The following is a 24,710-nucleotide window of genomic DNA, read 5'->3' as shown; positions in this document are numbered from 1 at the left end:
CGCCCGCTTTCAGTGCGCCGAGGACTTGGCCGCGCGGCCAGCTTCCACGATCGCCTGCCTGCGGAACCGTCCCGCCGCCAGATGGTAGAAAGGTTGCGGGCAGAACTGGCGCGACACCCCGGACGCCAGCAGCGACCCCAGCAGCAACCAGAACAGCATCGGCTGGCTGCCCGTCATTTCCATCACCACAACGCTGGCCGTCAACGGCGCCTGCGTGGCGGCCGCAAGAAACGCGGCCATCGACAGCAGCACGAGCACGCGCTGGTCGACGCCGTCGCCCGCGAGCTCCCAGATGTGATGGCCGATGCCCGCGCCGGTGGTCAACGCCGGCGTGAAGATGCCGCCCGGAATGCCGGCCCAGTAGGAAGCGACCGTCGCCGCGAGCTTGGCGATCCCGAAACCCTCGGGCACCGAGTTCTTGCCGTTCAGCAGATCGGCCGCCGCGGCGTAGCCGGTCCCGTACACGCTGCCCGCGGTGCACAGGCCGATCACCGCCAGGGCCAGACCCATGATGAACGCGGTCCAGATGGGATGGGCGCGGATCCAGGCGCGCCACGATTGCGGCGCCGCGCCCACCGGCCCCTTGCCCAGCAAGCGGGCGAAAACGCCGCCCAGCGCGCCATTGAGCGCGCCGCAGATGACGATCCACATCACCATGTTGTGAGACAGTTCGGCGCCGCCGAACACGCCGAAGTAAGGATTGTTTCCCTCCACCGCCACGACCAGGAAACCGGCGGCCAGCACGCCGATCAGCACCAGCCGCTGCCAGCGCAGCACCGTGCCGCGTCCGAGCTCCTCGATGGCGAAGATGACGCCCGCGAGCGGCGCGTTGAACGCCGCCGCGAGCCCGCCCGCCGCGCCGGCCGCGATCAGTTCGTTTGCATGGAAGCCGCGCAGCTTCACACCGCGGCGCTTCCAGAAGTCGCCCCAGGCAAGCATGAGCGCCGCGCCGACCTGCACGGACGGCCCTTCGCGGCCGATCGAGGCGCCGGCCAGCATGCCGAAGAACGCAAGCGGAATCTTCCAGAGACTTTGCGCCAGCGACACCAGGCTGCTCTGGCTGGGGCCCGGCGGCAGCGACAGCGCGCCGATGACCTGCGGGATGCCGCTGCCCGAGGCGTTGGGCGCAAAGCGCATGGTGAGCCAGCGCAACGCGGCCAAGCCGAAGGGCAGCACCAGCAGCGCCAACCAGCCGTTGTACGCCACCCATTGCCGGTTCCAGGCCAGCGCCTTGTCGGCCAGGTATGCGAACCCCAGCGACATCAGCGCCACCAGCCCCGCGCCACCGAGCAGCAGTCCCAGTTGCACGCTTTTGCGCGACAGGCGGTTGATCTGGCGCACCTTGCGGCGCGCCACCCGGCGCGTTCGGGCGATGAGGCGGCGGACGGGGGCGGGCAGATTCATGGGCTGGAGGTTGGACGGCGGTTGGGCAGGTTGTGCGGGACGAGGTTGCTAACCTTACCATCCCGTCCTGACCCGCAGCCGAAAGCCCGCTCACTTCCGGACCGCCCGGCGTCAGAAGGACGACCAGTCGTCCTGTGCCGCGCTCGCCAGCGCGGGCCGGGCCTGCGCGGGCCGCGCCGCGGGCTTGGCGGGCTTGGGCGCCGCGATCGGCTCGGCCGGCATTAGCCGCGCCTGGGCCTGCCGCGCGGAGCCGCCAGCCGCTTCCACCTTGAAGCGGCGCACTTCCTGCGCCAACCGGTTGGCCTGCTCCTGCATGCTGCCGGCGGCCGCCGCCGCTTCCTCGACCAGGGCGGCGTTCTGCTGGGTCACCGAGTCCATCTGCGAAACGGCCTGATTGACCTGCCCGATGCCGGTCGACTGCTCTTCCGACGCGCCCGCGATCTCGCGCACCAGGGTCGCGACCTGGCGCACGCTGTCGACCACTTCGCGCATGGTGCGCCCGGCTTCGTCGACCTGGCGCGTACCGCCTTCAACGCGCGTCACGGACTCGTCGATCAGGGCCTTGATCTCCTTGGCGGCCACCGCGGAGCGCTGCGCCAGCGTGCGCACCTCGCCTGCCACGACGGCAAAGCCGCGTCCTTGCTCGCCCGCGCGCGCCGCTTCCACGGCGGCGTTGAGCGCAAGAATGTTGGTCTGGAAGGCGATGCCGTCGATCACGCCCGTGATATCGGCGATGCGGCGCGAGCTGTCAGAAATCGCGCTCATGGTCTGCACCACGCCCTGGACCACCTCGCCGCCGCGCACGGCCACGTTCGATGCCTGATTGACCAGGCGATCGGCCTCACTGGCGTTGTTGGCATTCTGCTGCACCGTGCTGGTGAGCTCTTCCATGGACGCGGCGGTCTCTTCCAGCGAAGACGCCTGCTCCTCGGTGCGCTGGGACAGGTCGGCATTGCCCTGCGCGATCTGCGACGAGGCCGAGGCGATGCTCTCGCAGCCGTCGCGCACGTCGCGCACGATGCGCGCCAGGCTTTCGTTCATGGCCTTGAGCGCGCCCATCAGATCGCCGGTCTCATCGCGCGTGGAGACGCGGATATCGGCCGTCAGGTCGCCCGCCGCCACCTGGCGCGCCGCGGACACCGCCTCGCCCAGCGGCCGAACGATGCCGCGCGTCACCAGCCAGCCCAGCAGCATGCCGATGGCCACGCCCGCCACCGCCAGGGCAATCATGATGGCGCGAACCGTGCCGTAGAGCTCCGTGCCTTCCTGCACAGAGGCCTCGGCGGACTTTTCCTTGCTGACCGCCAGATCGGTCATCAGGTCGTCGAGCTTCTGCGAGGACGCGATCAAACGCTTTTCGATCTCGGCCACGCGCGGGTCGTTCTGCGTCAGGGGCTGCGACTTGGCCGCCTCGAAAAAGGCGCTGACCTCGCGCTTCCACACCTGTTCGGTTTCGCCGAACTGCGCAAGCAATTGCCTGGTCTGCTCCGCGTCGAACGTGGCGGCAGCCTTGTCGCGCAGCGCATCCATGTTCCTGACCGCATCGTCGAACTGCTTGCGCAGCGCCTGCCGCTCCTGCTCGGAGGACGCGGCCAGGAAGGCGTTGCGCGCGCGGCCTGCGTAGATGAGGTGAAGGTTGGCTTCCTTCAAATCCGAGATGCCGCGCAGCTCGGTGTCGTAAAGCCTGTCGTTCATGGCATTGATGCGCGCCAGCCCCCAGACGCCAAAGGCGCCAATCGCACCGCCAATTACCGCAACCAGTAAAAACGCGCCCGTCAGGCGAGCGCCGATGCGCATCCCCGAAAATAACCGCAACATGCTTTCTTTCCCTGTGGTAACCCCGGCGTGTCGCGGCGTTGCCGCAGCCATGCGCTCCGAGGTGCAGCCGCTGGCCGACGGCAAAGATATCGACCCTTTGACCTAGGGCTAACCCTAAAGAAAAGCCTGTTACCGGTTCAGTTCCCTGTAATGAAATCAACACGCAAGGGGGTTTTCCGAAACTGAATTTCTCCTGAATGAAAAACCCCTCGCCAGGGCGAGGGGTTTTGGTCACGGGACGCAGCGCCAGCGGCGCGGCGAGGTCCGCAAATGCCGTTCAGGCAAAGTTCTTGGCGGCGAAATCCCAGTTCGCCAGGGCCCAGAAATTCTCCAGGTACTTGGGACGCGCGTTGCGGTAGTCGATGTAGTACGCGTGTTCCCAGACATCACAGGTCAGCAGCGGCTTGTCGGCCGTCGTGAGCGGGGTGGCGGCGTTGCTGGTGTTGACGATGTCGACCGAGCCGTCGGCCTTCTTGACCAGCCAGGTCCAGCCCGAACCGAAGTTGCCGGCGGCCGACTTGTTGAAGGCTTCCTTGAAGGCGTCGAAGCTGCCCCACTTGGCGTTGATGGCGTCAGCCAATGCGCCCGTCGGTGCGCCGCCGGCCTTGGGAGCCAGGCTGTTCCAGTAGAAGGTGTGGTTCCAGACCTGGGCTGCGTTGTTGAAAATGCCACCCGAGGACTTCTTCACGATGTCTTCCAGCGACAGCGTTTCGAATTCCGTGCCCGGGATCAGGTTGTTCAGATTCGTGACGTACGTCTGGTGATGCTTGCCGTAGTGGAACTCCAGCGTTTCCTTGGAGATGTGCGGCGCCAGGGCGTCGAGTTCGTAAGGCAGGGGGGGAAGAGTATGTGCCATGTGAGGGTTCCTTCTGTTGAGAGCACGATCAAGCCGTTCAATTGTATCGGCAACTAATGAGGATACCGTGTTAACCCCGCGCTGGCGCGGGGTTAAGGGACACATGGTTATGCGTTCGGTGACCGAGTCTTCGCAAACGCTACGGCGCTCGGCCTGGTACGAAGGCCCCGCGCGGCACACGGCGTGAAGACGCACCGCTTTCGGGCCGCAGGCCGCCCGGCGCGTCAGCCGGCGTCGCGTGTCTTGCGGGTCTGCTGCACGAGCACCTGGGCGCCGCCTTGGGCAAAGCTCAGATCCAGCGGCTGGCCGGCCGACAGGGTCGCTGCGTCTCGCACGATGCGGCCCTCGGCGTCGCGCGCAATGGCGTAGCCGCGCGCCAGCGTGTTGCCCGGATCGAGGGCGCGCAGCTGCGCGCCGGCGGCGGCCAGCCGGATGCGGCCCTGGGTAAGCAGGCGCGCCTGCGCCAGGCCCAATTGCCGCACGGCGCCCGCCAGTCGATCCGCGGCGCGGGCCGTGTCGGGAACACGATGCGCAAGGCGCTGGGCAAGCAGGTTGACGCGCGCGGCGCGCCGGCCTTGCGGCGCCGCCCAGGCCGACGCCAGCCGGAACCGCAGGCTGTTCAGCCGTTCGCGTTGATGCTCCAGCCGCTGGGCGGGAGACACCAATTGCCCGGCCGCGCGGTCCAACCGCTGCGCGGCGCGCTCCAGCCGCCGCTGCTGGCCGCGCGCCATGGACTGCGCGGCCTGCAAGACCTGCCCCAGCAGCTCCGACCGCGGCGCGCAGGCCAGTTCCGCCGCGGCGGTAGGCGTGGGCGCGCGCAGGTCGGACACAAAATCCACGATCGTGAAGTCGGTCTCGTGCCCCACGCCGCTGATGACGGGAATCTCGCTGACCGCGACCTGGCGGGCCAGATCCTCGTCGTTGAAACTCCAGAGGTCTTCGATGCTGCCCCCGCCGCGCACGATCAGCAGCGTGTCCACCTCGGCCCGCTGATTGGCCATGCGCACCTGCGCGGCCAGCCGGGCGGCGGCATCCGCCCCCTGCACCGGGGCCGGGTAGATGATGACGGGCACCTGGGGCGCGCGCCGGGCCAGCGCGGAAAGGACGTCCCGCAACGCCGCGGCATGCAGCGACGTGATCACGCCGATCGCCCGCGGCAGGCGTACGGGCTCGCGCTTGCGGGCCGGATCGAACAGGCCCTCGGACGACAGTTGCTCTTTCAGGCGCAGGAACGCCTCGTACAGATTCCCTAGTCCGGCCCGCCGCATGGCGTCAGCCTGCAACTGGAAGTCGCCCCGGGGTTCGTACAGCGACACTCTCGCCCGGATTTCGACCTGGTCGCCCGCACGAGGCACGAAACCCACCGCGCTGGCGCGGCTGCGGAACATGACGGCCCGCACGGCGGCGCGGCTGTCCTTGAGCGTGAAGTACCAATGCCCGGAAGCCGCCTGCGTGAAGTTGGATATCTCGCCGCGAACCCACAGCGCCGGGATGCTCCGCTCCAACAACTGCCCCACTGCTTGATTAAGCTGGGCAACTGTAAGGATATCCCGCGCGAATGCGTTGTTTGTGACTGAGAATTCAATTGTCATGGGGCTTTCCGATGCGAACCTGTCCACAGGGCAAGCGTAGCGGGCCGCAATGATACCGCGTCACCAGGAATTTGCAGCAACGGCCCCGAAAGCAAGCATTTTCGGTGCAAGTATCTGATTTTTATACGTTATTTATCAAATGAAAGCTGCACGCATTTGAATCAAACAAGCGCAAGCCCTGTGCCCATAAGCCTTCCGGCTGAGTTCTACACAGAATTATCCACAGTTTCTGTGGATAGTTTCGGGATCACCCCGCCTTGCCACGCGGGCGCGGCGCCGTTACAGTTTCGGCTTGTTCAGATGCCACTGCGCGCCCCCACGGCGCCTTCGGCTCCTCAGGAGTTGACCGCTTTGCTTTCCATTCTGCGCGAGGCCGGCTGGCCCATCTGGCCCCTGCTGGCGACATCCGTGCTGGGCTTGGCGCTGATCTTCGAGCGCTTCCTGTCCCTGCGCCGCAACCTGGTCCTGCCGCGCGGCCTGAATGACCAGGTCGCCGACATGCTGCGCAATCACCAGGACACGCCGGAATCGATCCACCGGCTGGAGCGCAATTCGCCGCTGGGCCGCGTGCTGGCCGAGGTGATGCGTCACCGGCACCTTCCCCGCGAAGAGCTGCGCAACGTGGTCGAGGACGCCGGCCGCGCCGTCGCGCACGACCTCAGCCGCTACATCTCCGCCATCGGCACCATCGCCGTCGTCGCGCCGCTCATGGGCCTGTTCGGCACGGTGGTCGGCATGATCGAAATCTTTGGCTCGTACACGCCGGGCGGCGGCGACCCGGCCCAACTGGCGCGCGGCATCTCGATCGCGCTCTACAACACCGGCTTCGGCATCCTGATCGCCATTCCCGCCATGATCGCCCACCGTTATCTGCGCAGCCGCGTGGACGGCTACCTCAGCGCCATGGAACAGGCGGCGTCGCGCCTGATTCGCGCTGTCGCGCCGGCGCGCGCTCCCCGCGAGGCACGTCCATGAATTTCCGCGGATCCCGGGGCGACCGCGACGAGCTCGACATCAATCTGATTCCGCTCATCGACGTCCTGTTGGTCATCCTCATCTTCCTGGCGGCCACCACGTCCTTCACCCGTTTCACGCAGTTGAAGGTGACGCTGCCGCAGGCGTCGTCCGAACAGGACACGCCCCCCGCCCTGGAAGTGGCGGTCAGCCAGGATGGCCGCTACGCCCTGAACGGCACCCTCATCGACGTCGCGACGCCGCCCGAGATCGCCGACGCCCTGCGCCAGGCCGCGGCCGGCAAGACCGAGCCGCTCGTCATCATCAACGCCGACGCCCAGGCCACCCACCAGTCCGTGATCAACGTCATGGAAGCCGCCCGCCTCGCCGGGATCGGCCGCGTCAACTTCGCCGCCCAGACCAACCGGTGAACACCAGACGCGCATCACTGCTGGCCCGCCAATGGCAGCGCGGCGGCTGGCTGTCCACCGCCTTGCGTCCCCTTTCCGCGCTCACCGCCTGGGCGGTCGCGCGCAAGCGGGCCCGCTATGCCAGCGGCGCCAAGACCCCTTACCGGGCGCCGGTGCCCGTGGTCGTGATCGGCAACATCTACGTGGGCGGCACCGGCAAGACCCCGATGGTGATCGCCACCGTCGAAGGCCTGCGGGCGCGCGGCTACACGCCGGGCGTGGTCAGCCGCGGCTACGGGGTCAAGGTCGGCCCGCACCCGCGCGTGGGACTGGGCGAACTGGAAGCGGCGCGCTTCGGCGACGAACCCGCGTTGATCGCGCGCGCCACGGGCGCGCCCGTGTCCATCCACCCCAAGCGCGCCCTCGCCGCGCAGGCGCTGCTGCAGGCACACCCCAGCGTGGACGTCATCGTCTCGGACGACGGCCTGCAACACTTGGCCCTGGCGCGCGACATCGAAATCGTGGTGCAGGACCAGCGCGGCGTGGGCAACAGCCGCCTGCTGCCCGCCGGCCCGCTGCGCGAACCCGCCAGTCGCCTGGCCGACGTGGATGCCGTGGTGACCAATACGGGCACCCCGCCAGACGCCCCTGCCCCGCTGGCCGCCGGACGTCCGCGCCAGGTGCACATGTGGCTGGAACCGGGCGAGGCCCGGCATCTGGAAGGACGCGCCACGCGGCCCTTGTCCGCGTTTGCCGGGCAGGCACGCGTCGCGGCCGCGGCGGGAATCGGCAATCCCGAACGCTTTTTCGCCACGCTGCGGGCCGCCGGCATCACGCTGTCGTCGACCCTTCCCCTGCCCGACCACCACGCCTACGCCACGTCGCCCTTCCAGGGCCTCTCGGCCGACGTTATCCTGGTGACGTCCAAGGACGCCATCAAATGCGGGGCGCTGAACGACGCGCGCCTGTGGGAGGTCCCGGTGCGGGCCGCGTTTTCTGATCCGGGCCTCTTCGACTGGCTGGCCGATGCCCTGCAAGCGTGCAAGCGCGGCGCCAACGGGAGGCAGAATGAGTGCCGGAACGGCGGCCGCAAGTCCCAGGGCTGACGCGCGGCAGTGGACCCTGCCCGCGCGCGGGGCGCTGTCCAGGCGCAAAACTGTTTTAGAATCGCGGTCATGGAATCCCGCCTTCTCGACATCCTCGTTTGCCCCTTGTGCAAGGGCCGCCTAGAACACGACCGGCAACAGGCCGAACTGATCTGCCGTGCAGACCGGCTGGCCTTCCCCGTGCGCGACGGCATCCCGGTCATGCTGGAGTCGGAAGCGCGCGCGCTGGACGACGCCGCAGCCCCCCCGCTGAACGCCGCATCGTGAGCTTCATCGCCATCATCCCGGCGCGTACCGCCTCGACCCGCCTGCCCGACAAGCCGCTGGCCGACATCGCAGGCAAGCCCATGGTCGTGCGCACCGCCGACCGTGCCGCGCTGTCGCGCGCCTCGCAGATCCACATCGCCACCGATGATGTCCGCGTCCAGCAGGCCGCCCAGGCGCATGGCCTGCACGCGCTCATGACCCGCGGCGACCATCCCACGGGCACCGACCGGCTGGCGGAAGCGGTCGAGCAGCTCGGCCTTCCGGACGACGCGATCGTCGTCAACGTGCAAGGCGACGAGCCCCTGATCGAGCCCGAGCTCATCGATGCCGTGGCTGCCAAGCTGCAGGCCTACCCTCAGGCAGACATCGCCACCTGCGCGTGCCCGTTGGCCGACGCCGAGGCGCTCTTCAATCCCAACGTCGTCAAGCTGGTGTGCGCCGCCGACGACCGCGCGCTGTATTTTTCGCGCGCACCCATCCCCTGGGCGCGCGATGCGCTGGCTGGCGGCGAACGCGTGCTGGCGCAGGGCCTGCCCGCCTGGCACCACATCGGCCTTTACGCCTACCGCGCGTCGTTCCTGCGCCGCTTTCCGACCTTGCCGCAAGGCGCGCTGGAACGGTTCGAATCGCTCGAGCAGCTGCGCGCCATGGAACACGGTCACACCATCGTCGTACACCGGGCGTCGACGCCTCCTGCCGGCGGGGTAGATACCCCGGCGGACCTGGAGCGCGTCCGCTTGATCTACAGCAAACCGATATAAGGGTTATTTCGCATGGCGCAGCCCCGCATTGGCTGCTGCGTTGCGGCATAATCCCCCGGATCACAAAAAATAAACCCCTTCAGGAGCACTCATGCGTCTCATCTTGCTCGGACCCCCCGGCGCCGGCAAAGGCACCCAGGCCGCGTTTCTTACGCAGCACTTCGGCATTCCCCAGATCTCCACCGGCGACATGCTGCGCGCCGCGGTGAAGGCGGGCACCCCGCTGGGTATTGAAGCCAAGAAGGTCATGGACGCCGGCGGCCTGGTTTCCGACGAGATCATCATCGGCCTGGTGCAAGACCGCCTGAAGCAGCCCGACTGCGCCAACGGCTACCTCTTCGACGGCTTTCCCCGCACCATCCCGCAGGCCGACGCGCTCAAGAGCGCCGGCGTCAAGCTGGACTACGTCGTGGAAATCGCCGTGCCTGAAGAAGACATCATCGAACGCATGAGCGGACGCCGCGTGCACCAGCCCAGCGGCCGCAGCTACCACGTGCGCTTCAACCCGCCCAAGACCGAAGGCAAAGACGACGTCACCGGCGAAGACCTGATCCAGCGCGACGACGACCGCGAGGAAACCGTGCGCCACCGCCTGTCGGTGTACCGCGAGCAGACGCGCCCCCTGGTCGACTACTACTCGGCCTGGGCGCAGCAGGACTCCGCCGCCGCCCCGAAGTACCGCAAGATCTCGGGCGTGGGCGCGGTCGACGAAATCAAGACGCGCCTGTTCGAAGCCGTTCAAAGCTGATCGGCGCCTCGATGGCCCACAGGCCTTCGGCGCCGGCCGGACGCACCGCGTTCCGGCCCCGGCCCGAAGGCCTTGTCGCATCCGGCGCCCGGCGCGCCGCCCTCCTTCCCTTGAACTGATCTGGTGGTACACACATGGAAATCGCGAACAAGGTATTCATCGTTACCGGCGGCGCATCCGGCCTGGGCGCCGGCACCGCGCGCATGCTGGTCGAAAATGGCGCCAAGGTCGTCATTGCCGACCTGCAGGACGAGCCGGGCGAAGCCCTGGCCAAGGAACTCGGCCAGCGCTACGTGCATTGCGACGTGACGCAGGAAGCGGACGGCAAGAAGGTCGTGGCCGCCGCCCTGGAACTCGGTTCGCTGTTCGGCCTGGTCAACTGCGCGGGCGTCGCACCCGCCGCGAAGATCGTCGGCAAAAATGGCGCGCATTCCCTGGACCTGTTCCAGAAGGTCGTGTCGATCAACCTGATCGGCAGCTTCAACATGATGCGCCTGGCCGCCGAGGCCATGAGCGCCAATGCGCCCGAGCCCACCGGCGAACGCGGCGTAATGATCAACACCGCGTCGGTCGCCGCTTTCGACGGCCAGATCGGCCAGGCGGCCTATGCCGCCTCCAAGGCGGGCGTGGCCGGCATGACGCTGCCCATCGCGCGCGATCTGGCCAAGACCGGCATCCGCTGCATGACCATCGCCCCGGGCATCTTCGGCACGCCGATGATCTTCGGCATGCCGCAAGAAGTGCAGGACTCGCTGGCTGCCAGCATCCCCTTCCCCGCGCGCCTGGGCCGCCCGGAAGACTACGCCAAGCTGGTCCACAGCATCATCACCAATGACATGCTCAACGGCGAAACGATCCGTCTGGACGGCGCCATCCGCATGCCGCCCAAGTAATGCAGGTCCGAGGCCGGCCCACGTCGTGGGCCGCCTTTCGGGCGGCCGGCATTCCGTCCCCCTGGTCGCGGCGACCCGGCCCGCCTTTTCTCCAGTAGTACATCCATGAGCCTGTTTCGTTCGGCGGCCACGGTCAGCAGCTTCACGTTGCTGTCCCGCATTTCCGGCTTGGTCCGCGACATCCTGGTGGCCCGCGCGTTTGGCGCCGGCCCCATTACCGACGCCTTCTGGGTTGCCTTCCGCATTCCCAACCTGCTGCGGCGCCTGTTTGCCGAGGGCGCCTTTGCCCAGGCCTTCGTGCCCATCCTGGGCGCCGCGCGCAACAACCGATCCGAAGAGGAAGTGCGCACGCTGCTCGACCGCGTGGCCCTGCTGCTGACCGCCGCCCTGATGCTAGTCACGCTGATCGGCATCGTCGCGGCGCCCTGGGTGGTGTCGGCCATGGCCAGCGGCCTGCGCGGCGCGGCGCGCGACACCGAATTCGGCGCGGCGGTCTGGATGACGCGAATGATGTTTCCCTACATCCTCTGCATGTCCCTGATAGCCTTCGCGTCCGGCGTGCTCAACACCTGGCGCCGCTTCGCCGTCCCCGCATTCACGCCGGTGCTGCTGAATCTGTCCATGATCGGCGCCTGCATCTGGCTTGCGCCGCGCATGGACGTGCCGGTCTATGCCCTGGCCATCGGCGTCATGATAGGCGGCGTGGCCCAATTGGCGGTGCAATGGGCGGCCCTGGCGCGCCTGGGCCTGACCCCGCGTTTTTCGCTGCGCTTCGGCCAGGCCTGGGCCGACCCCACCGTGCAGCGCATCCTCAAGCAGATGGCACCCGCCACGCTGGGCGTGTCCGTGGCGCAGATATCCCTGCTCATCAACACCAACATCGCGACCTGGCTCACGCCGGGCAGCGTCACCTGGCTATCGTTCGCCGACCGCCTGATGGAATTTCCCACCGCGCTGCTGGGCGTAGCGCTGGGCACGGTCCTGCTGCCCAGCCTGTCCGCGGCGCACGCGCGAGACGACCATGGCGGGTACAGCGCGCTGCTGGATTGGGGCCTGCGCCTGGTGCTGCTGCTGGGCCTGCCCGCCGCGGTCGGGCTGGCCATGCTGTCCGATGGACTGGTCGCCACGCTGTTCCACTATGGCGCCTTCAACGCGCAGGACGTGCTGCAGACGCGGCTGGCCGTCATTTCGTATTCCGCCGGCCTGATCGGCCTGCTGTCGGTCAAGATCCTGGCGCCCGGGTTCTACGCCAAACAGGACATCCGCACGCCGGTGAAGATCGCCATCATGGTGCTCGTGGTGACGCAGTTGCTGAACCTGGCGCTGGTGCCGGTCCTGGCCCACGCGGGGCTCGCCCTGGCCATCGGCCTGGGCGCCTGCCTGAACGCGCTGGCCTTGCTGATCGGGCTGCGCCGCCGCGCGGTCTATGTGCCCCAGGCCGGGTGGCTGGCGTTCACCCTGCGCCTGGTACCTGCCCTGGCGGGGCTGGCCGCGCTGCTGTGGTACGCGGACTCGCGGATCGACTGGATTGCGCTGCAGGCGCACGCCGCCCAGCGCGCGGCCCTGCTGGCCGGCGTGCTGGCCGCCAGCGGCGTCGTGTACTTCGGATTGTTGTTACTGTTTGGATTTCGCCCCAGGGACTTCGGGCGACGTCCAAAGCAGTAATTCCGCCCGTTCGGCTTACATTCCGCTTGAAAAGCCGGCCAAACGCCGGCTTTTCGCATTAATTTCGTCAAGAATTGACAACCGGGCCGTAATCTTTGGTAAAAAACCTTTATTATTTAAAAATTGCCACTGAGAGGACCCCCCCGCGGCCCCCGGCCTGCGGGAACATGAAGTGAAGTACGCCCAAGGACAACCCATGGCGGACCAGGTGATCAATTGGCTGCTGCTGCTGCGCTCCGGCAAGGCGACGGCCCAAGACTACAACGACTTTCTGGCTTGGCGAGCGGCCGATCCTGTCCATGAGAACGCCTGGCAGCAATTGACCGGCACTCTGGCAGGATCGTCGTTCGGCCGGCTTGGCGACGCCTACGCCACCGGCAGCGGGGGGGGTGCCCCCCAACCGTTGATCCCTCCTGCGCCGACCCTCGTGCCCCCGCGCCGCCGTTTCCTGGCAGGCACGCTTGCGCTCGTCGGTACCGGCGCCTGCGCCGCCTATGTCGGCAATGCCTTCTACCCCCTGAACAACGTGGCCGCCGACGCCGCCACCGCCACGGGAGAACGCCGCCGCTACCTGCTGTCGGACGGCAGCCAACTGTTGCTGGACGCCCGCAGCCGCGTCAACCTCGATTTCACGCCCGCATACAGGCAGGTCCGGCTGCTCGACGGCGCGGTCACGGTGTCCGTGGCGCCCGACGCCCGGCGCCCCTTCCTGGTCCAGACCGCGCAGGGCACGGTACGTGCCCTGGGCACGCGCTACATGGTGCGCCAGCAGGCCCAGCGCACGGTGGTGGTGGTCCACGAACACGAAGTCGAGGTCGAGACCATGTCGGGCGCCCACGGCACCGTGCGCGCCGGCACCGGCGCCCGCTTCGACAACGCCCGGATGGACACCCCGCGCGCCGAACTCATGGCCGAGGCCGCCTGGGAATCCGGCTGGGTCGAAGCCCGCGGCCGTCCGCTGGCCGAGGTCGTCGCCGCCTTGCGCCCCTACCGCAGCGGCTCGCTGCGCGTCTCCATGGCGGCCGGCGGACTGCCCGTGTCCGGCCATTTCCCGCTTGACGACACCGACGCCGCGCTGGACAGCCTGCAGGACCAGATGCCCATCCAGGTGCGCCGGTTTACGCCCTGGTTCGTGTCGATCAACGTCGCCGCCTGACAACGGCAACGCGGGGCGGCATCCCGCCGGGCCCGCTTCCGTTGTATAATCCGCACGGTGTTTTTATCCAGTGTTTTTACCCAGTAGGCGCCGCGCACTTTCCTCAAGGTTTCAAGAGGATCAGACGCAAGGGTTCTCCAACCCGGGAATTCTTCCCAGCAGCGCCCTCCCGCCCGGTTGACGGGCGCTCCATCGGTCAAAGCAACATTAAAAGCTTGCATTCCCCTCGGGACTTGCTACAATGTTCGACTTTGCCGAATTCAACTTACAAAGCAACATGGCCAATACCGCCCAAGCCCGCAAGCGCGCTCGCCAATCCGTTGAGCGCAACAAGCACAATTCCAGCCTGCGCTCGATGCTGCGCACCGCCATCAAGCGCGTTCGCCAATCCATCGCCGCTGGCGATAAGGCTGCGGCTGGCGAAGTGTTCCAGAAGGCCACCAGCGTGATCGATCGCGTGGCCGACAAGAACATCATCCACAAGAACAAGGCCGCTCGCCACAAGAGCCGCCTGGCTGCCGCCATCAAGGCGCTGGCCTAAGCCATTCTGCCGCCCCGCTTTCGGGGCGTCACGAATACGGCAAATGAAGAAGGATGCCCACGGGCATCCTTTTTTGCTGTCTGCGCGCTGCGGGCGCACCATCGGCGCCCGCCCTGCCCATTCCGCTACGTACCTTCCTCTGCCGCGAGCCTGGCTTCGATGGCGGCGGCGGCTTCGCGCAGCGAGGCCATGAAGGCGACGACGGGCGGATTGCCTGGCCGGTGTTCCGGAAACACCACGTTGACGCGAAACGGAAACGACCGCGTCAACGGCCGGATGTGCAGCCCGCGCCCGGCAAAGTCCAGCGCCGTGAGCGGATTCACGATGGCCAGCCCGAGTCCCTGGCGCACGAACGTGCAGACGGACACCGCGGTGGGGGTTTCGACGATGGATCGGGGCAGCACGCCCGCCTGACCGAAGGCTTCGTCGATCTGGATGCGGTAAGGGTCGCTGGCGGACAGACTGACGAAGGCCTGGCCTTCGAAATCCTGCAGGTCCAGCGCCTTCCGGGCCAGGAGCGGATGGCCGTCCGGCAGCACGCAGACCTCGTCCACCTCCAGCAGCAATTCCAGCCGCGTGCCTGCGGGCGCCGTGTCGTGCTCGGTGAGGCCCAGGTCATAGCGCTGCGCGGTCAGCCATTCTTCCAGCAGCGGCGATTCCTGTGTTTCCACGGACAGGCTCACGCCGGGATGACGGCCATGGAAGCGCCGGAACGCATCGGGCAGGATGGAATGGGAAAACGCGGGCAAGGTGATCACCGACAATTGCCCTTCTCGGAAAGCTCTTAGGCGAACCGCGGCGGACGCCACCCGCTCCAGGCCGGCGTAGGACTGCCGCACCTCTTCAAAGAGCGCCAGCGCCGGCATCGTGGGCCGCAGGCGCCCCGCGATGCGCTCGAACAACGCAAAGCCGATGGTCTGCTCCATGCGGGCCAGTTCGCGGCTCACGGTTGGCTGCGAGGTGCTGAGCAGGTCGGCCGCCTTGGTCACGCTGCCAGTGATCATCACCGCGCGGAAGACTTCGATGTGTCGATGCGTCAGCATCGCTCGCCCCATATCAGGAATGAATGGATCTGGAAAATCAAAGCATTTTACTGGATGACCTGATTTAGGCATCATGCCGCCTTTGCTTCCATTTCCTCAAGGTTCCGACACGCCATGGCTTTCGATCCGCGCCAACTCACCCAACTTGCCGCCGAACATGGCACGCCGCTCTGGGTGTACGACGCCGCCGTCATCCGCGAACGCATCGCGCAACTGCGCCGCTTCGACACGATCCGCTACGCCCAGAAGGCGTGCTCAAACCTGCACATCCTGCGCCTGATGCGCGCGGAAGGCGTGGTGGTGGATGCGGTGTCGCTTGGCGAAATCGAGCGCAGCCTGGCCGCCGGTTTCGACCCGCGCAGCGAGCCGGAAGGCATCGTCTTCACGGCCGACCTCATCGACCACGTCACGCTGGCGACCGCGCTCAAGCACGGCATCACCGTGAACGCGGGGTCCCTGGACATGCTGTCGCGCGTGGGCCAGGCCTCGCCCGGCCATCGCGTCTGGCTGCGCATCAACCCGGGCTTCGGGCACGGCCACAGCAACAAGACCAACACCGGCGGCCCGCAAAGCAAGCACGGCATCTGGATCGGGGACGTGACCGAGGCGGTCGCCATCGTCCGGCGCCACGGGCTCAAGCTGGTCGGCGTGCACATGCACATCGGGTCGGGCGTCGACTACGGCCACCTGTCCAGCGTGTGCGATGCGATGGTGGACGTGGTGAAGTCGCTGGACCACGACATCGAAGCCATTTCCGCGGGCGGCGGCCTGTCGATTCCGTACCGCGACGGCGAACCGCGCATCGATTGCGACCACTACTTCGAGCAATGGGATGCCGCACGCCAGCGCATCGCGCAGTATCTTGGCCACACCATCCGGCTGGAGATCGAACCGGGGCGCTTTCTCATCGCCGAATCCGGCGCGCTCGTCGCCGAAGTGCATGCGATCAACCGGCGGCCGGAGCGCGACTTTGCGCTGGTCGATGCCGGCTTCAATGACCTGATGCGGCCGGCCATGTATGGCAGCTATCACAGGATTTCGGTGCATGCGCCGGACGGCAGCGCCCCGCAGGACGCGCCCGAGACGCGCATCGCGGTGGCCGGCCCGCTGTGCGAGTCCGGCGACGTGTTCACCCAGAATGAAGGCGGCGTCATGTCCGACCAATTGCTGCCGCGCCCGCGCATCGGCGACTTCATGGTGTTTCACAACGCGGGCGCCTACGGCTCGTCGATGTCCTCGAACTACAACAGCCGGCCGCTGGCGCCGGAGGTGCTGCTGGACAAGGGCGAGGCGCGGCTGATCCGCCGCCGCCAGACCATTGCCGAATTGCTGGCGCTGGAAGCCTGAGGCGTCCGATCGCCTTGCCCCGAAGGCCGGACACGTCGAATGTCCGGCCGGGCGCAGGGCCTGCCCCCAGCGCCCGCCACAGCGCGGGCCATGGCAGGCGGCATGCTAGGTCGGAAACGCCTCGCGCAATGCGAAGGTGGCCTGCTTGAACACCCCCAGGTCGGTTCCGACGGCCACGAAGTGCATGCCCATGTCCAGATAGCGGCGCGCATCGGCGTGGACCGGCGCGAGAATGCCCACGGCCTTGCCCTGCGCCGTCACGCGCTGGTAGAGATGACGGATCGTTTCCTGCACCTCGGGGTGGCCCGGATTGCCGATATGGCCCAGCGCCGCGGCCAGGTCGGACGGGCCGATGAACACGCCGTCCACGCCTTCGACCGAGGCGATCTCATCCACGGCTTCGATCCCCGGCCGGCTTTCGATCTGCAGCAGCACGCAGATGTTGTCGTTGATCGTCTGCAGGTAGTTGGGCACCGTTCCGTAGCGGTTGCTGCGCTGCGCGCCCGCGACGCCGCGCATGCCTTGCGGCGGATAGCGCGTGGCGGCCACCGCACGGCGCGCGTCCTCTTCGGATTCGATGAAGGGAATCAACAGGTTGTAGAACCCGATATCCAGCAGCCGCTTGATCTCGACCGGGTCGTTCCAGGACGGGCGCCCGACGGCGGCGCTGGCGCTGCCCTGCAGGGCCTGGAGCTGTTGCAGGAACATCGGCACTTCATTGGGCGAATGCTCGCCATCCAGGAGCAGCCAGTCGAAATCCGCCAGCCCGACGAGTTCGGCGGTGATGTGGCTGGACATGCACATCCAGAATCCGATGAGGCGCTCGCGGGCCAGGATGCGTTGCCGGAAGCGATTGGGTAGAGGGGAGTTCATTGCCGCCTTCTTGTCAGGAATAACAGGAAAAGTGCCGCTGATGCGATGGCCGGACCGCCGGTGACGGGGTGCGGCCATCCCGGTCAGTGGATTTCGGGCTCGCCCGCGGGCGCCGCGCGCTCCTCGGACTGAAGAAAATCGAAGTCGCAGCCGGTGTCCGCCTGGCCGATGTGCTTGAGATACAGGACGCCATATCCGCGCTCGAAACGCGGCGGCGGCGCCTGCCAGGCGGCGCGGCGCTCGGCCAGTTCCGCGTCCGGGACCAGCAGGTCCAGCCGGCGGTTGGGCACGTCGAGCGCGATCCGGTCGCCGTCCCGCACCAACGCCAGCGGCCCGCCCACATAGGCTTCGGGCGCGACGTGCAGCACACAGGCGCCGTAGCTGGTGCCGCTCATGCGCGCATCCGAGATGCGCACCATGTCGCGCACGCCTTGCTTGAGCAGTTTCTGCGGAATCGGCAACTGCCCCCATTCGGGCATGCCGGGCGCGCCTTGCGGCCCGGCGTTCTGCAGCACGATGACGCTGTCGGCATCCACGTCCAGATCCGGGTCGTCGATGCGCGCGGCCATGTCGTTGTAGTCCTTGAACACGACGGCGCGCCCCGTATGCACCTGCAGGCGCGCTTCCATGGCGGGCGGCTTGATCACCGCCCCGTCGGGCGCGAGATTGCCGCGCAGCACCGCGAGGCCGTCGCGTTCGATGAGCGCCTGCGCGCGCGGGCGGATCACGTCTTCATTGAAGACGCGCGCGCCCGCGATGTTCTCGCCCAGCGTGCGTCCATCCACCGTGCGCTGCGCCGTGTCCAGCAGGTCGCCAAGCTGCGCCAGCAGCGCGCGCAGGCCGCCCGCGTAGTAGAAGTCTTCCATCAGGTATTTGCCTGCCGGGCGCAGGTTGGCCAGGACCGGCGTGGTGCGCGCCAGATGATCGAAACGATCCAGGTCCAGGCCGAAGCCGCTGCGGCGCGCCATCGCGATCAGGTGCACCACGGCGTTGGTCGACCCCGCCAGCGCCAGCACGGTGCGCACCGCGTTGTCGTACGAAGCCGCGGTCAGCAGGTCCGACGGCTTCAGGTCTTCCCAGACCATCTCGACGATGCGCTTGCCCGTCAGGCTGGCCATCTGCGCGTGGCGCGAATCGGGCGCGGGGATCGACGAGGCGCCCGACAGGCACAGGCCGAGGGCCTCGACCGCGCCCGTCATGGTGGACGCCGTGCCCATGGTCATGCAATGGCCCGGCGACCGCGCAATGCCGTCCTCCACGCCCTGCCAATCTTCCTCGGTGATGTTGCCGGCCCGCAACTCGGCCCAGTACTTCCAGGTGTCGGAGCCCGACCCCAGCGTGTTGCCATTCCAGTTGCCGCGCAGCATGGGCCCGGCCGGCACGAAGATCGTGGGCAGGTCCATCGACACCGCGCCCATGATGAGCGCGGGCGTGGTCTTGTCGCAGCCGCCCATCAGCACGCAGCCGTCGGCCGGATACGAGCGCAGCAGCTCCTCGGTCTCCATGGCGAGCAGGTTGCGGTAGAGCATGGTCGTGGGCTTCTGGAAGGGCTCGGACAGGCTCATGGCCGGCATTTCCACCGGAAAGCCGCCCGCCTGCCAGATGCCGCGCTTGACCTCTTCGACGCGCTGCTTGAAGTGGCTGTGACAGGGGTTGATGTCGCTCCAGGTGTTGATGATGGCGATGACCGGCTTGCCGGCGTAATCGGAGCGGTGATAACCCATCTGGGCGGTGCGCGATCGGTGGCCGAAGGACCGCAGGTCCTTCACGCCATACCAGCGGTGGCTGCGCAGGTCTTCGGGTTTCTTGCGCTTGTCGGAATGGCTCATGTCTCGTTTCCTCTGCTCTTGGGCGGGGTCAATGCATGTTCATACCATAAGACGCCGAATCAGACGCCGAATCAGGCGGGATCCAGCAGGTACGGCGTGCCGGCGCGCTCGCAGATGCCGCGCAGGCGCTCGGCCAATGCCGCGGAGATCGGGATGCCCTCACGCAGCCGGCGCGCGCGCTCGGCGGCTTCGGGCTCGCCCGCCACCAGCACGGGCTCGGACGGATCGGCCGGAGGCGTGTCGTGCATCGCGTCGATCATGTCGTCCATGTCGGATTCGAAGGAACCCGAGGCGCGGAAGGCATCGGGATTGAGCGCAAGGAAAAAATGGCCGACGTCGTCGGGTTCGCCGGGACGGCGCGTGGCCGAGCGCCGGGCCGCGAACGCGCTGCCGCTGAGCGTGCCGCCCAGGATCTGCGCCATCATCGCCAGCCCGTAGCCCTTGTGGCTGCTCATGGCGGCCGTGCCGCCCAGCGGCGTGAGCCCGCCTTCGGGATGCTTGAAGATGAATTGCATGGCGGCGTTCGAGTCGGTGACCGGCGTGCCCTGCCCGTCCACCGCCCAGCCCGGCGGCAGGGGCTTGCCCAGGAAGTCGTAGACCTTGACCTTGTTGGCCGCCACGGTCGTGGTGGCCATGTCCAGCACGAAGGGTTCGTTGTAGGCGGCCGGCGCGCCGAAGGCGATGGGGTTGGTGCCCAGCATCGGCATCGCGCCGCGCGTGGGCACCATGATGACGCCGTTGGCGCTGCTGGTGACCAGTCCCACCACGCCGCGTTCCACGGCGATACGCGCGTACACGCCCGCCGCGCCGAAATGATGCGAATTGCAGACGGAGACAGCGCCCACGCCGTGTTCCAGCGCCTTGTCCACCGCCAGGTTCATGGCCTGGGCGGCAACCGGATAGCCCAGTCCGCCCATGCCGTCGATCAACGCGCTGGCGCCGCCGTCGCGCACCACGCGGGCGCGCGCATCGAGCCGCAGCGTGCCCGCGCGCCACTTTTCCTCGTACGCGGGCAACATTGAAATGCCATGCGAATCGATGCCCAGAAGGTCCGTGCGCGCCATCAGGCCCGCCGTCGTATGGGCCAGGTCCTCGGCCATGCCCCAGGCCATCAGCACCTGCAAAATCTGTTCGCGCACCTGCTCCACCGGCACGGCCGTGACGCTTGCTCCGTTCCCTGGCACTGTCTGTCTCCTGTTGTCGTTGTTGGGTGGCGGGCGGCGGCAACGGCGTCAGTCTCGGTCGCGATCGACCAGCCTGTGCCGGGCCTGGCCCAGATGGAATTGCATGGCGACGCGCGCGCGCTCGCCGTCCTGTTCGCGGATGGCGTCCAGGATGGTGGCATGCTCGTCCACGACGCGCTGCGCGCGCTGGCGCGAGCCGGTGCGCGTCAGGTTCAGGGTGAGCCGCATGAAGCCGCTGATGGATTCATGGATGCTTTCCAGCACGCCCAGGTAGAAGTCGTTGCCGCTGGCCTCGGCGATGCTGGCGTGAAATGCGAGGTCCGCTTCCGCGGATACCTGTCCGCTTGCCAGCGTGGCGGCAAAGGCCGCATGCGCCTCGGCGATCCTGGCGAGCTGTTCGTCGGTGCGCCGCAGGGCCGCCAGGCGGGCCGCGTCGCCTTCGAGCGCCACGCGGACTTCCTGGGCACGCAGATAGGCGCCCACATTCTGCACGTCGTTGAAGGCCTTCAGGCGCGGCGCGGGCTGATGGCTCACGAACGTGCCCAAGCCCTGGTGGGCGGTGATGAGGCCATCGGCGCGCAGCCGCAGCAAGGCCTCGCGCACCACCGGCCGCGACACGCCGTGGCGTTCGGATATTTCGTTTTCGGACGGCAGCTTGTCGCCGACGTTCAGCCCGCCGGACACGATCTGTTCGAAGATCTGGCCGTAAAGCTGGTCCGCCAGCCGCACCCGGTGGCCGCGCTCCAGCGCCGGCGCGGCGGGCAGCTCCGGCTCGTCGGGCGCGTGCGGCGCGGGCTGCGGGGATGCTTTGGGTCGAGCCACGTAACCTCCTGGTAGTAGGGCCTGTCCACGCGCGGGGAACAGGCCCTGGGCACTGCGGCGACGCGCGGACGGCGCTCATCGTACCGTCATTGCGCCTCGCCCGCGACGCGGCCAGGCCGCGCCGCGCCGGCTCAGGCCGTGGCGGCCTCGCGGTCCCAGGCGGCGAGCGCGCGTGCCACGGGCGCGACACGCTCGCGCTCGGTGCTCGAAATGCCGGTCAGGAGCGGCAGCATCGGCCCCATGTCCGCCACGCCGGACAGCGTCACGGCGTCGTGCAGCACGCGAATCGGGCTGATGCTGTCGCGGCAATCTTCCAGCCCGAGGTACTGCTCGCGCACGGCCTCCGCTTCATCGTAGCGGCCCTCGCGCAGCAGATGCAGCAGTCGCATCGAGCCGCGCGGCGCCACGCACACCGAACCCGAGGTAAAGCTCTTGAGCCCGAATTCGCGGTAGTGGACGACGGCGGGGCGCTCGCCGATGCCGCTCACGACCCAGCGCGAATCCACGGCCTGCAACAGGGCCGACAGGTAGGCGTCCTCGGCCGGATCGTCGCGCACGACCGCGTACTTGAAGGCCACCAGGCGCCCTTCCTCGATGAGGCGCGCCGCGGTTTCCGGGGCCAGGTAGTCGGCCGACTTGATGTACACCACGGCCGGCTTGCCCAATGCATCCGTGAAGCGGCGCACGCCATCGGCCAGCCCGGCGTCGGTGTACGGAAAGGACATGGGCAGCAGCATCGCCGTCGGGAAGGCGCGCGAACGCAGGATCGCGGCCTGGTCCATCATCTTGCCGTAGTCGGGGCCGACCGAAGGCAGGATCCACGTGTCCGCGCCCGCCAGGCCGGCCAGCATGTCCACGATGCGCGCGTATTCGCTCACGCCCACGTTGTAGAAGTTGGCGTTGCCGCCGTACATGACGTTGCGCACGCCGCCCGCTTCCAGGTGGCCCAGCAGCGTCTTGTTGGCCGCCTCGTTCAGCGACAGGTCGGCGTTGCGCGCCAGGGGCGGCACGGCGATGACCGAACGCTGCAGGTCCTGGACGGTGACCGGGGAAGTTTTCATGGACGGGCTCCTGGCTGATGGGGTGAAAGCGGTTGGATGCGGTTGAAAGCGGGTGAATCCGGATGGATCCGATTGATCGCGCTTGTCAGATAAGTAGGGTGAAAAAAGTATACTTGGTTGACAAGCAATAGCTCAATACCTATATTTGTTTTACAAGTTGATCGGCAGCATCCAGTCGCATGAGGCGCGGGCCGCATGCGGCTTCAAGCTCCCGGCACGCCGGGAGCGGAATACCCCCAGAAACGATGCGCGGCCACGCGCACACCGAGGAGACGAATTCCATGCATGCAGCCCCTGTGCGAGGCCGGTTCTTTGCGGCCGCCCTGCTGACGGCCACCGCCTTTGTCCTGCCGGCCGCGCCGGCGCTGGCGGACTACCCCGAGCGCGAAGTCAGGATCGTCGTGCACTTCCCCGCGGGCGGCACCGCGGACATTGCCGCGCGCGTCGTGGCGGCGGAACTGGGCAAGCGCTGGAACAAGCCCGTGGTCGTGGACAACAAGGCTGGCGCGGGCGGCAACGTCGGGACGGCCGAAGCCGCCCGCGCCACCCCCGACGGCTATACCCTGCTGATGGGCACGGTCAGCACGCACGCCATCAACCAGTCCGTCTACGCCAAGCTGCCCTATGACCCCGTCAAGGATTTCGTGCCGGTGACCCTGGTGATTCCGGTTCCCAACATCCTGGAGCTCAACCCCAAGTTCGCCGACAAGCACGATATCCGCACCGTGGCGGACCTGATCAAATACCTGAAAGCCAATCCGGGCAGCGTCAACATGGCGTCCACCGGCAATGGCACGTCCACGCACCTGTCGGGCGAACTGTTCCAGAGCATGACCGGCACGCGCATGACCCATGTTCCCTATAAAGGGAGCAGTCCCGCGCTGACCGATGTGATGGCCGGGTCGGCCGACCTGATCTTCGACAATCTTCCGTCTTCCATGGGTTTCATCAAAGGCGGCAAGCTGCGTCCGCTGGCCGTGACCACGCCCCAGCGGTCGCCGGCGCTGCCCGACGTGCCCACGATGGCCGAGGCCGGCGTGAAGGGGTACGAGGCATCGAGCTGGTTCGGCCTGCTGGCCCCGGCCGGCACGCCGCCGGACATCGTCCAGAAGGTCCAGGGCGACGTGGCCGCCGCCTTGCAGCAGGAGTCCGTGCGCGCACAGCTCCAGGCCCAGGGCGCGACGCCATCGGGCAACACGCCCGCTCAATTCAAGCAGTTCATGGCCCAGGAAACCGTCAAGTGGGCCGACGTTGTGAAGAAATCCGGCGCCAAGGTCGACTGACCCGGCGCCGATCCGGGCCCGTGCGCAACGCGTGAGCGGCGGGCTCTTCATCATTACGCGAACCAGGAGACACCATGAACAAACTGATCAGCGCCGTATTCGCGGCGGGCGCCATTGTGCTTGGGTCGCCGGCAGCCCACGCTGCCGGTTACCCAGAAAAGCCCGTGACCATGATCGTGCCCTTCGTGCCCGGCGGGTCGTCGGACATCACCGCGCGTTCGGTCACGCCGGCGCTGTCGAAGATCCTGGGACAGACCTTCGTGGTCGAGAACAAGGCCGGCGCCAACAGCGCCATCGGCGCGCAGGCGCTGGCCCGTTCCACGCCCGACGGCTACACCATGATGGTGGGATCCATCGGCACCTTCGCCATCAATGAGGCCCTGTACAAGAACCTGGCCTACAACCCGAGCAAGGACTTCACGTACCTGACGCAGGCGGTCCGCAATCCCAACGTGCTGGTCGCGGCCACGTCCTTCCCCGCCAACACGGTGGCCGAACTGGTCGACTACGCGAAGAAGAATCCCAACCGCGTGTCGTACGCCTCGTCGGGCACGGGTTCGTCGGATCACCTGTCGGCCGTGCTGTTCCGCCAGCGCACGCAAAGCACCGGCGTCGACGTGCCTTACAAGGGCGGCGGCGCAGCCATCGCCGACCTCATCGGCGGACAGGTCAATGTGTCCTTCCAGAACCTGGGCGCGGTGCAGAATCACATCAAGGCAGGCAAGCTCAAGGCGCTGGCGATCACCGGCGATACCCGCGCCAAGGACCTGCCCGACGTGCCCACGCTGGCCGAGACCGGCATCAAGGACATGGTCGTGTATTCCTGGCAGGGCTTTGCCGTGCCCAAGGGCACGCCGCAGGCCGTCGTGGACAAGCTGGCCGATGCCCTGCGCACCGCCCTGCGCGAGCCGAAAACCGAGCAGACGCTGCAGGGCCTGGGCTTCGAAGTGGTGGCCAACACGCCGCAGCAGTTTGCCGATTTCCAGCAGGCGGAAGTCAAGCGCTGGAAGGACGTGATCCAGAAAGCCAACATCCAGCTGGAATGAAGCGTGGGATAGTCCGCGCGGCCCCGGGTCCGATCGCCTGCGATCGCGGCC

The 24,710-nt window shown here is 67.5% G+C and carries 24 protein-coding genes; 14 read left to right on the top strand and 10 right to left on the bottom strand.

Features of this window, described 5'->3' with window-relative positions; translation table 11 throughout:
* Nucleotides 1-9: 9 nt before the first annotated feature.
* Entirely contained in the window at nt 10-1,404 is a 1,395-nt protein-coding gene (locus BXA00_RS20885; RefSeq protein WP_083714296.1) for a chloride channel protein, read from the bottom strand.
* A 111-nt stretch (nt 1,405-1,515) separates the two neighbouring features.
* Nucleotides 1,516-3,222 carry a methyl-accepting chemotaxis protein gene (locus BXA00_RS20880; RefSeq protein WP_076520332.1) on the bottom strand — a complete coding sequence of 569 codons (1,707 nt, stop codon included), beginning with the start codon at nt 3,220-3,222 and terminating at the stop codon, nt 1,516-1,518.
* On the opposite strand from BXA00_RS20880, the gene BXA00_RS29425 reads away from it, so the two are divergent.
* Entirely contained in the window at nt 3,194-3,328 is a 135-nt protein-coding gene (locus tag BXA00_RS29425; protein WP_255376812.1) for a hypothetical protein, read from the top strand. The two genes, BXA00_RS20880 and BXA00_RS29425, sit on opposite strands and share 29 nt — an antisense overlap.
* 171 nt (nt 3,329-3,499) lie before the next feature.
* Here BXA00_RS29425 and sodB read toward each other — a convergent pair whose 3' ends face one another.
* Together sodB and xseA are read right to left on the bottom strand one after the other, a co-directional pair.
* Nucleotides 3,500-4,078 (bottom strand): superoxide dismutase [Fe], encoded by a 579-nt coding sequence (sodB, locus tag BXA00_RS20875; RefSeq protein WP_056324270.1) that lies wholly within the window; start codon nt 4,076-4,078, stop codon nt 3,500-3,502.
* A 224-nt stretch (nt 4,079-4,302) separates the two neighbouring features.
* On the bottom strand, nt 4,303-5,670 hold the full coding sequence (gene xseA, locus BXA00_RS20870; RefSeq protein ID WP_076520331.1) for an exodeoxyribonuclease VII large subunit: 1,368 nt from the start codon (nt 5,668-5,670) through the stop codon (nt 4,303-4,305).
* A 351-nt stretch (nt 5,671-6,021) separates the two neighbouring features.
* Between xseA and BXA00_RS20865 the strand changes: the two genes are divergently transcribed.
* The 10 genes from BXA00_RS20865 (at nt 6,022) to rpsT (ending at nt 14,171) form a co-directional block, all read left to right on the top strand.
* A complete protein-coding gene (locus tag BXA00_RS20865) occupies nt 6,022-6,645 on the top strand; it encodes a MotA/TolQ/ExbB proton channel family protein (RefSeq protein WP_076520330.1) in 624 nt (207 codons plus the stop codon).
* Complete coding sequence (locus BXA00_RS20860; RefSeq protein WP_076520329.1) at nt 6,642-7,055, top strand: biopolymer transporter ExbD; 414 nt, start codon at nt 6,642-6,644, stop codon at nt 7,053-7,055. The genes BXA00_RS20865 and BXA00_RS20860 overlap by 4 nt, the downstream gene beginning before the upstream one ends.
* The gene (lpxK, locus tag BXA00_RS20855) at nt 7,052-8,140 is read left to right on the top strand and encodes a tetraacyldisaccharide 4'-kinase (RefSeq protein ID WP_076520328.1); all 1,089 of its coding nucleotides are present in this window, start codon (nt 7,052-7,054) and stop codon (nt 8,138-8,140) included. Before BXA00_RS20860 ends, lpxK begins: the two co-directional genes overlap by 4 nt.
* Before the next feature lie 69 nt (nt 8,141-8,209).
* On the top strand, nt 8,210-8,407 hold the full coding sequence (locus tag BXA00_RS20850; RefSeq protein WP_076520327.1) for a Trm112 family protein: 198 nt from the start codon (nt 8,210-8,212) through the stop codon (nt 8,405-8,407).
* On the top strand, nt 8,404-9,168 hold the full coding sequence (gene kdsB, locus BXA00_RS20845) for a 3-deoxy-manno-octulosonate cytidylyltransferase (RefSeq protein WP_076520326.1): 765 nt from the start codon (nt 8,404-8,406) through the stop codon (nt 9,166-9,168). Before BXA00_RS20850 ends, kdsB begins: the two co-directional genes overlap by 4 nt.
* Nucleotides 9,169-9,259: 91 nt before the next feature.
* Nucleotides 9,260-9,916 (top strand): adenylate kinase, encoded by a 657-nt coding sequence (gene adk, locus BXA00_RS20840; RefSeq protein WP_076520325.1) that lies wholly within the window; start codon nt 9,260-9,262, stop codon nt 9,914-9,916.
* Nucleotides 9,917-10,050: 134 nt separating this feature from the next.
* Nucleotides 10,051-10,809 (top strand): 3-hydroxyacyl-CoA dehydrogenase, encoded by a 759-nt coding sequence (locus tag BXA00_RS20835; RefSeq protein WP_076520324.1) that lies wholly within the window; start codon nt 10,051-10,053, stop codon nt 10,807-10,809.
* Between the two features lie 105 nt (nt 10,810-10,914).
* Nucleotides 10,915-12,474: a murein biosynthesis integral membrane protein MurJ gene (gene murJ / locus BXA00_RS20830; RefSeq protein WP_076520323.1), complete on the top strand. Its 1,560-nt coding sequence runs from the start codon at nt 10,915-10,917 to the stop codon at nt 12,472-12,474.
* A gap of 196 nt (nt 12,475-12,670) precedes the next feature.
* Nucleotides 12,671-13,630, top strand: coding sequence for a FecR domain-containing protein (locus tag BXA00_RS20825; protein WP_076520322.1), 960 nt, complete (start codon nt 12,671-12,673; stop codon nt 13,628-13,630).
* A gap of 277 nt (nt 13,631-13,907) precedes the next feature.
* Nucleotides 13,908-14,171, top strand: coding sequence for a 30S ribosomal protein S20 (gene rpsT / locus BXA00_RS20820; RefSeq protein WP_043542310.1), 264 nt, complete (start codon nt 13,908-13,910; stop codon nt 14,169-14,171).
* Between the two features lie 125 nt (nt 14,172-14,296).
* On the opposite strand, the gene BXA00_RS20815 is transcribed toward rpsT, so the two are convergent.
* Entirely contained in the window at nt 14,297-15,214 is a 918-nt protein-coding gene (locus BXA00_RS20815) for a LysR family transcriptional regulator (RefSeq protein WP_076520321.1), read from the bottom strand.
* Nucleotides 15,215-15,328: 114 nt separating this feature from the next.
* On the opposite strand from BXA00_RS20815, the gene lysA reads away from it, so the two are divergent.
* Nucleotides 15,329-16,561 (top strand): diaminopimelate decarboxylase, encoded by a 1,233-nt coding sequence (gene lysA, locus BXA00_RS20810; RefSeq protein WP_076520320.1) that lies wholly within the window; start codon nt 15,329-15,331, stop codon nt 16,559-16,561.
* 105 nt (nt 16,562-16,666) lie between these two features.
* Here lysA and garL read toward each other — a convergent pair whose 3' ends face one another.
* The 5 genes from garL to BXA00_RS20785 all read right to left on the bottom strand — a co-directional run bounded on the left by garL (nt 16,667) and on the right by BXA00_RS20785 (nt 22,330).
* A complete protein-coding gene (gene garL / locus BXA00_RS20805) occupies nt 16,667-17,434 on the bottom strand; it encodes a 2-dehydro-3-deoxyglucarate aldolase (protein WP_076520319.1) in 768 nt (255 codons plus the stop codon).
* A gap of 83 nt (nt 17,435-17,517) precedes the next feature.
* A complete protein-coding gene (araD, locus tag BXA00_RS20800; protein ID WP_076520318.1) occupies nt 17,518-19,263 on the bottom strand; it encodes an L-arabinonate dehydratase in 1,746 nt (581 codons plus the stop codon).
* 71 nt (nt 19,264-19,334) lie between these two features.
* Nucleotides 19,335-20,447, bottom strand: a complete 1,113-nt coding sequence (locus BXA00_RS20795; protein ID WP_076520317.1) for an Ldh family oxidoreductase — start codon at nt 20,445-20,447, stop codon at nt 19,335-19,337.
* A gap of 48 nt (nt 20,448-20,495) precedes the next feature.
* Nucleotides 20,496-21,212: a FadR/GntR family transcriptional regulator gene (locus BXA00_RS20790; RefSeq protein ID WP_076522041.1), complete on the bottom strand. Its 717-nt coding sequence runs from the start codon at nt 21,210-21,212 to the stop codon at nt 20,496-20,498.
* Between the two features lie 188 nt (nt 21,213-21,400).
* Entirely contained in the window at nt 21,401-22,330 is a 930-nt protein-coding gene (locus BXA00_RS20785) for a dihydrodipicolinate synthase family protein (RefSeq protein ID WP_076520316.1), read from the bottom strand.
* 281 nt (nt 22,331-22,611) lie between these two features.
* Here BXA00_RS20785 and BXA00_RS20780 point away from each other — a divergent pair, with 281 nt between their 5' ends.
* Both BXA00_RS20780 and BXA00_RS20775 read left to right on the top strand, forming a co-directional pair.
* Entirely contained in the window at nt 22,612-23,613 is a 1,002-nt protein-coding gene (locus BXA00_RS20780; RefSeq protein WP_076522040.1) for a tripartite tricarboxylate transporter substrate binding protein, read from the top strand.
* Nucleotides 23,614-23,687: 74 nt separating this feature from the next.
* Nucleotides 23,688-24,659: a tripartite tricarboxylate transporter substrate binding protein gene (locus BXA00_RS20775; RefSeq protein ID WP_076520315.1), complete on the top strand. Its 972-nt coding sequence runs from the start codon at nt 23,688-23,690 to the stop codon at nt 24,657-24,659.
* Nucleotides 24,660-24,710: the final 51 nt, after the last annotated feature.

The organism is Achromobacter sp. MFA1 R4 (assembly GCF_900156745.1).
Classification (GTDB): domain Bacteria; phylum Pseudomonadota; class Gammaproteobacteria; order Burkholderiales; family Burkholderiaceae_B; genus Achromobacter.
This window is presented reverse-complemented; position numbering and strand designations above follow the sequence as displayed.